General features: G+C 43.3%; 5 protein-coding genes and 1 rRNA gene. 2 read left to right on the forward strand and 4 right to left on the reverse strand.

Annotated elements, in window-relative coordinates:
• Positions 1-109, forward strand: a 5S ribosomal RNA gene (gene rrf / locus AAC854_RS20325); the annotation flags it as partial.
• Positions 110-204: 95 nt separating this feature from the next.
• Here rrf and AAC854_RS20330 read toward each other — a convergent pair.
• The 4 genes from AAC854_RS20330 to AAC854_RS20345 all read right to left on the reverse strand — a co-directional run bounded on the left by AAC854_RS20330 (position 205) and on the right by AAC854_RS20345 (position 5,674).
• Positions 205-564: a YfiM family lipoprotein gene (locus tag AAC854_RS20330; RefSeq protein ID WP_422824111.1), complete on the reverse strand. Its 360-nt coding sequence runs from the start codon at positions 562-564 to the stop codon at positions 205-207.
• 111 nt (positions 565-675) lie between these two features.
• A complete protein-coding gene (gene pssA, locus AAC854_RS20335; RefSeq protein WP_340618691.1) occupies positions 676-2,031 on the reverse strand; it encodes a CDP-diacylglycerol--serine O-phosphatidyltransferase in 1,356 nt (451 codons plus the stop codon).
• A gap of 203 nt (positions 2,032-2,234) precedes the next feature.
• The gene (locus tag AAC854_RS20340; protein ID WP_340618692.1) at positions 2,235-4,877 is read right to left on the reverse strand and encodes a bifunctional acetate--CoA ligase family protein/GNAT family N-acetyltransferase; all 2,643 of its coding nucleotides are present in this window, start codon (positions 4,875-4,877) and stop codon (positions 2,235-2,237) included.
• Between the two features lie 110 nt (positions 4,878-4,987).
• Complete coding sequence (locus AAC854_RS20345; protein WP_273547903.1) at positions 4,988-5,674, reverse strand: tRNA-uridine aminocarboxypropyltransferase; 687 nt, start codon at positions 5,672-5,674, stop codon at positions 4,988-4,990.
• 133 nt (positions 5,675-5,807) lie between these two features.
• Between AAC854_RS20345 and AAC854_RS20350 the strand changes: the two genes are divergently transcribed.
• The gene (locus AAC854_RS20350; RefSeq protein WP_340618693.1) at positions 5,808-6,845 is read left to right on the forward strand and encodes a tRNA/rRNA methyltransferase; all 1,038 of its coding nucleotides are present in this window, start codon (positions 5,808-5,810) and stop codon (positions 6,843-6,845) included.
• The last annotated feature ends 181 nt before the right edge of the window (positions 6,846-7,026 follow it).

A 7,026-nucleotide genomic window follows, 5' to 3' on the forward strand; every position in this document is an offset into this window, starting at 1 on the left:
GCAATAGCGCGGTGGTCCCACCTGACCCCATGCCGAACTCAGCAGTGAAACGCCGTAGCGCCGATGGTAGTGTGGGGTCTCCCCATGTGAGAGTAGGGCACTGCCAGACATTCAATTAGTCAAAAAAGCCATCCTTAACCGATGGCTTTTTTGCATTTGGGGTTATTAAAAAATATCGCCTTAAAGACGATAGTGAGTCAAAAATCACTTCATAGATTGATATAAGCTATAGCCCGCTATAGCGCCAGCTACATCATAAACCATATCGTGCCAACTCCAGCCCGTTCCAGATGGACGGCTATCGTAGAGTTCTTTTGCTGCACCAAGACTGATTGAGAGTAACATACCAAATTGAGCACTTTCACGGTGTCCCCAGTTTTGACGATCTCCATATGCGTTTCCGGCGGCTGATACAACCATCGAAAATAGAAAATGTTGCGCTTTATCTTTGCCAATCCAATTATCATTAGCTTGACGCATATTAGAGCAAGATATATTTAATAGGAGAGGGGAGATTATTAATATATTTTTTATGAGGACGATGACAGTTTTCTTCATCTTAATTTAAGCCATGATTTATTTTTTTAAGATCATAGCTGCTTGATAAATAAGATACAAAAATCCCCGCTCGTTATTGCGAGAGGGGATTCAAAAATTGATAATTATTTATCTATATTACAGTATTCTGCTTATTAATCGATCAACTCGAATGCGTCGTAAACGACGTATCAACTTACGAACTTTAACAGGATAGAGCTGGATACTTTCCAGTTCCTGATAATTGCTGATAATTTTTGTGTGGGTACGAATGCAATTCAGCTCAATAGAACGTTGTTCTTGCATTTCTTGGTGAGGATCGTGGATAAGAATGGCATTTTCCAGATCCAAACCCCAAGCTCGAGGATTGAGATTATTACCTGTAATCAACTGCCACTGGTTATCAACCCAGACACCTTTTAAGTGATAAGTATTATCTTGATCTTTCCATAACCGAATGGTTAATTGCTGGCTATCGATAAACTTTTGTAACCGACTCGTAAAGCGACGCAAGTTTATTTCATACAAGTAGGGCAATGCCCCGATGATCTTAAACGGTTCTTCTGGTGGGATATAAAAATCATTGGCTGTTTTGTCTCCAATGATGATCTCAACTTGTTTTCCTTGGCGAAGTAGTCGCGATATTGCCCGTACCAAAACTGCCGGTAAATTGAAATAAGGTGTACAAATCACCAACTTTTTTTCAGTGCAGGCCAACAGATGACAGATCGTTTTATTCAGTTGGTTCTTTTTACCTAAACCAACTAGAGGTGTCACAGCCAATTCTTCATTTGAAGCTTGATTTTCGAATTGATATTCAGAATCTCGTAATGAAGCACGGAATTGGCGGATCAAATTTTTAATTTCAAGACTACGAGGGCGATTGTGACAAGCCAAATTTTTTACGGCGTCAGCGCTGAGCATACTGTCATCGATAAACTGCTTCATGATTGCTGCAAGTTTTGCATTGTGCAGCAAGTGATAACGGTCATAACGGTATTTTTCATGGCGATGTAGATAAACATCATTAATGCTGGCTCCGCTATAAATGACTGTATCATCAAAAATAAAGCCTTTCAGATGTAACACGCCCAATGCTTCACGTGTGTTCACAGGAACACCCAGAATGGGAATGTTGACCTCAGGATAGCTTTCAGCCATAGAACAGTACCAATCTGCGTTTGTTGCCGCTGCTTCTACGCCAATGCGACCACGTTGAGCACGATGCCAGTCAACCAGGATTTTAATGTCCAGTTCAGGGCGTTTCTGTTTGGCGACATACAATGCAGTCAGAATATCCCGTCCAGCATCATCGTTTTCTAAATATAATGCCGTGATATAAATATGCTTTTGGGCGTTCGCTATGCGTTCCAGTAAGGTGCTGAGGAACACTTTAGATTGATAAAGTGTTTCAATGTCAGCAACTGACTGCGGTAGTTTAGGCAGTTGTGCAAGGTGTTGTTGGTGTTTTGCTTGTTTAAATTTGGACAACATCACAGTGCGTTTTTTCTCTTAGTTTAGATGGAATACGTTCCATCATAAGGTGTATGAATCAAAATGATCTGGCGATGATACCACTAGTTTGGCTCATTGTTAGTATGAATTAACGTTCCTGAGCTGATTGCTTTAAGTCTGTGCGATTCATCACGAAGTGAAATTTTTCCTCATCTTCATTGGATACACGCTTAAGTCAAACTTTAGAGTTTTAGGGCAAGATTAACAATGCCATCCTCCAACTGGATATCAATAGTAAATCCAAGCTTCTTGGCAAGTTGAATCATATTACGGTTTTCCGGCATAGTAATCGCATTCAAGACTTGAATACCGTGTTCTCTCGTGTAATGAATCAGCTTCGTCATGAGCTGATAGCCTAACGTAATTCCCTTGAGATCTGATCGCACTAATATCGCAAATTCTGCTTCGATATTATCGGGATCGGCCATAGCACGGGCGACACCGATAATTTCAGGTGTCGTTGTAGGGTGACGTATCGCGACAAATGCCATTTCCCGGTCATAGTCAATTTGGGTCATGTTGGCGAGATCGTCATGAGTGAACTCGCTTATTTCACTGAAATAACGGTAATAAAGATCTTCTTTTGTCACTTGGTCGATAAACGTTTTCAACAGAGGCTCATCTTCCGGCAAAATTGGACGCAGCAGACATTCAAGATTGTCTTTTATAGAGATGATTTCTTCCAGCTCATTGGGATAAGGGCGAATAGCAAGTCTCTTGCGGGGATCTCCTGTTACCGGAGTTAATTCCATCGTTACATCCAATAGAGTGAGCTCATTACCCGATACAAGTAGCGGATGAATGTTCATACGAGCAATTTGTGGACAATCGATCAGGAAATTGGATACCCTAACCAACAATTGACTGAGCAAAGGGATATCCAGCGGCAATAGTGCTCCACCTGATTTTATTTTGCGCCCCTTAATTGCCTGAATGACCAGATAACGGGCTAACGCCATATTCAGGGGAGGAAGGGCGACAGCAGCCTGTGTTTCATCAATCCAATCAATTCCCCCTTCTCCCAGCATGATTAAAGGGCCGAATATTTCGTCTTGCTCAATAGAGATTCTCAATTCTTGTGCGCCAGCTCGGTTAGCCATGCTTTGTACTAACAAACCGTGAATTCTGGCTTGTGGGAAGTTTTGTCTGACACGCTCAATAATAGCCTGTGCTGCTGTTTTAACTTCATAGGAATTACGCAAATAAAGCATAACCCCTTGAACTTCTGATTTGTGCGGAATATCTGGAGATCGGAGCTTCAGTGCAACGGGATAGCCAATTTTTTCAGCAATATTGACCGCATCATCACTGGTATGGGCTATCCAAGTCGGTAAGGTGTTTAAGCCATAGGCTTCAAGAATAGGTTGTACTTCATGAGTATCTAATCGGATATTTCCATTTTCAAGAGCCTGTTGTATGCACTCATGAGCACGGGCTGTATTCGATGTAATGCCAATTGGCAGGGATGGTGTCTCTTTGAGTTGTTTTTGATTCCGTTGATATTCCACCATATGCATAAATGCTGTAATTGCGCCTTCTGGTGTGCGATACGTTGGAAGACCTGCTTCACTAAACAGGCGTCGAGCTTCTAATGAAGAATATTCTCCGCACCAATTAGTGAAAATGGTGGGCCATTTTCCACGCGGATGTTCCTTAATCGTTTGGATGACTCTGACAGCCGTAGACTGGCTGTGAGATATCGCACAAGGAGAATGAATTAACAGTAAGGCATCATAGTCATGGTTATCTAAAAGCAGCTTAAGTACAGCAATATATTGCTCGGTAGAGGAATCATCACCGATATCTAAAGGATTGCGGAGAAGAAGCGTTTCGGGAAGTATGCCGGATAATTTACTGATCGTTTCTTCATTTAACACAGCAAGTTTTCCGGTTCTCCTGAGTAACTCATCCAGCGCCATCGCAGCGGGTGCGGCTCCATTACTGACGATTAACAAGCGCTCTCCGCGCAGTGGTCGCATAAAACTTAATGTTTCCACAGCAGAAAACATTTCATGTGTATCTTGTACACGCAGTAAACCGGCACGCTGAATTGCAGCATCATAGGCAGCATCGAAATTCTGTTGTTCCCCCAGTAATTGCTGAGCTTTTCGTGTGCGACTGCTTTTTACAACCAGAATGGGTTTATTGCGTGAAGCGCTTCGAGAGGCAGAAAGAAAACGCCGGGCATCACTGATATGTTCGAGATGTAACAAAATGGCACTCGTCTTGCTATCTCTGGCTAGGAAGTCGAGTAGATCATCAATATCAATGTCAACACTATCTCCAAGAGCAATAAAATATGAAAAACCGATATTGCGATGATGAGCCCAGTCGAGAATCGTATTTGATATTGCGGCTGATTGCGAGATGAAGGCCAATTTACCTTTCAGGATAGGAATGGGGGAAAAACTGGCATTCAGCCCTATCCAGGGTGCCAGAATACCGAGGCTATTCGGCCCCAAAATGCGGATATGATATTTCTGGCTATATTGCTTTAGTTCGTTAAATTGCGATGGTGGCGAGGATAGAATAATAACGGTTTTGCATCCGTGTTGAGCCAGTTGTTCCAGCAACGATAGATTGCGGCTGTGATGGGTGCAAATGATAGCAAGGTCGGGGCACAATGGTAGCTTATCGATAGAAGGATAGGCCAATACACCCAGAACAGCATGCTTGTTTGGTGTTACGGGCAAAATGGGACCCGTAAAACTGCCCATCAGTAAATTCCGCATTAACATTGAGCTGGCTTTTTCTTGTTTTTCAGAAGCACCAATAACGGCAATAGATCTGGGGCGTAATAATGCTTCAAGTCCGCGCTGGCTCATTTCTGGAGTTCCTCATAAGTCATTACATCAATAAATAATCACTATAGATTAAACAGTTACCATGAATAACTTTAGCCACGATCAGTTACTTTAGCGGGGGTTGTCAAGAATTACTGTGATTGACTCCCCGGACGATTAGATTTCCCAGCCAGATATTGTTCACGAAAATGATTGAAATGGCCGAGTAACGAGTGTGAGGCTTCAATATCCCCAGCCAATTCTAGTGCAGCGGCTGCAACTTCGGCAGTACAATGCTGCTCTTGCCTGGATGGAACTCGCAGTAAATAATCCATTTTGGCAATATTATTAATAGACAGCAGGGGAATATCATCTAAATATGGGCTTTTGCGAAACATTTTCCTTGCCTCAGGCCAAGTACCATCCAATATAATGAACAGCGGTGGTTTCTGGTTATCAGGAAGCTGTTGATACACAGTACGAGGAGGCGTTGCGTAGCTGTCTGGGAATATCAAATAGGGCTGACGGGTTGGGTCGTTCAACACCTCAAGCATTTGTTGATCGGGTTCAGTTCTGGACCAGAGAAAAGCGTGTGTATCGGGCAGTATATCTGCAATCAACTTTCCAGTATTGCTGGGTTTCATAGGCTCAGTATCAAACATGATAAGACAGAAGCGGCTTTCCGCGTTTGCGGGTGAGATTATTTCACACAGGCAGTTTTTTTGGGGCAATAAACAATGCAAGCAACGTTGTACTCGGCAACCCCTTGCCTGAAACGGGCGGGTAGAACGGGCAAGACGGTGTTGGCGAAGCTGATAAACGGCGTTGTTATTTCTCATTTAAGAACTCAAACATGTTCGTGGATAAAACCAGTAAAAATTAACGGATATTTTAATGGATTGTCGTTGCCAGAGGTAGCTTCGGGCGCGCACATCGGGTAATCTTCGCGCCATAGCGCAGTTGGAGAAATAAATGAACGATTCCTATAGTGGTAAGAACGGTAAAGTCAAAGTGATGTATGTCCGCAATGAGGACAATAACGATAATCGTAAAAATAACGATCGTCGTAAAAACAGTGACAACCGTAAGAATAATAAACGTCCGTTTGGTAAAGGGCGTGAGCAAGGTGACCGCCGTCGTGATAATGAACGCCCTGCGCGTTCAGACGAACGCTCTCCTTGGAGAACTGTTTCTCGTCCAGAGGGAGAGCCACTTAAACCAGAGCATAGCGGTATCAGTGGTAAAAGTTATATCGACCCTGAACAACTTCGCCGTCAGCGTTTGGAAGAAACCCGTATTTATGGGGAAAATGCTTGTCAGGCAATGTTCCAGAACCGTCCTGATGCAATTGTTCGGGCTTGGTTTGTTCAATCAATCACCCCACGTTTTCGCGATGCTCTTAAATGGATGGCGGCAAATCGCAAAGCTTACCATGTGGTTGACGATGAGGAACTGACTAAAGCATCGGGTACGGAACATCATGGTGGCGTTTGCTTTTTGATCAAGAAACGCAATGGAATGGATGCGGCAACCTATTTACAGCAAGCACCTGCAAAAGATTGTGTGTTGGCATTGGAAAATGTAGGTAATCCACATAACCTTGGCGCAATCATGCGTAGTTGTGCACATTTTGGTGTACAGGGCGTGATCTTGCAGGATACAGCGATGTTGGAATCAGGTGCGGCTGTCCGTACAGCAGAAGGTGGTGCTGAGCATATCAAAGGCATTGATGCTGATGGTTTCACAGCTACGCTGAATAAATTCCGTGACGAAGGCTATTCCATTGTGACCACATCAAGTCATAAGGGAAGCACAGCACTGGCACAAGCAACATTACCAGAAAAAATGGTTTTGGTATTGGGGCAGGAAAGTGATGGGTTAAGCGACAGTATTTGGGAAGATGGCGACATTCGTCTTTCTATCGGTGGTACTGGTCGGGTAGAAAGCCTAAATGTTTCTGTTGCGACAGGTATTATGCTGGCGGAATGGTGGCGTCAGAATAAGGTCTAATTTAATTGAAAGTAGAAGGAGATAGTTTACTCTCCTTTATTAATGAGGCTCTGACTAAATAGTCAGAGCCTTTATTGTATATAGAAAACCCCCAGCTTGGCTGGGGGTTCCGTAGAGCTTACAGCTATAAGTCTGCTATAAAAACCCCTTTTGATTTGTTAAAACACCTTGCGGTCTGGCA

Origin of the sequence: Xenorhabdus entomophaga (assembly GCF_037996725.1) — a bacterium.
Taxonomy (GTDB): Bacteria; Pseudomonadota; Gammaproteobacteria; order Enterobacterales; family Enterobacteriaceae; genus Xenorhabdus; species Xenorhabdus khoisanae.

Excerpts from the sequence above, each read along its gene's own strand:
- pssA (WP_340618691.1), bottom strand. The coding sequence starts at position 2,031 with ATGTTGTCCAAATTTAAACAAGCAAAACACCAACAACACCTTGCACAA.
- AAC854_RS20340 (WP_340618692.1), bottom strand. The coding sequence starts at position 4,877 with ATGAGCCAGCGCGGACTTGAAGCATTATTACGCCCCAGATCTATTGCC.
- AAC854_RS20345 (WP_273547903.1), bottom strand. The coding sequence starts at position 5,674 with ATGAGAAATAACAACGCCGTTTATCAGCTTCGCCAACACCGTCTTGCC.
- AAC854_RS20350 (WP_340618693.1), top strand. The coding sequence starts at position 5,808 with ATGAACGATTCCTATAGTGGTAAGAACGGTAAAGTCAAAGTGATGTAT.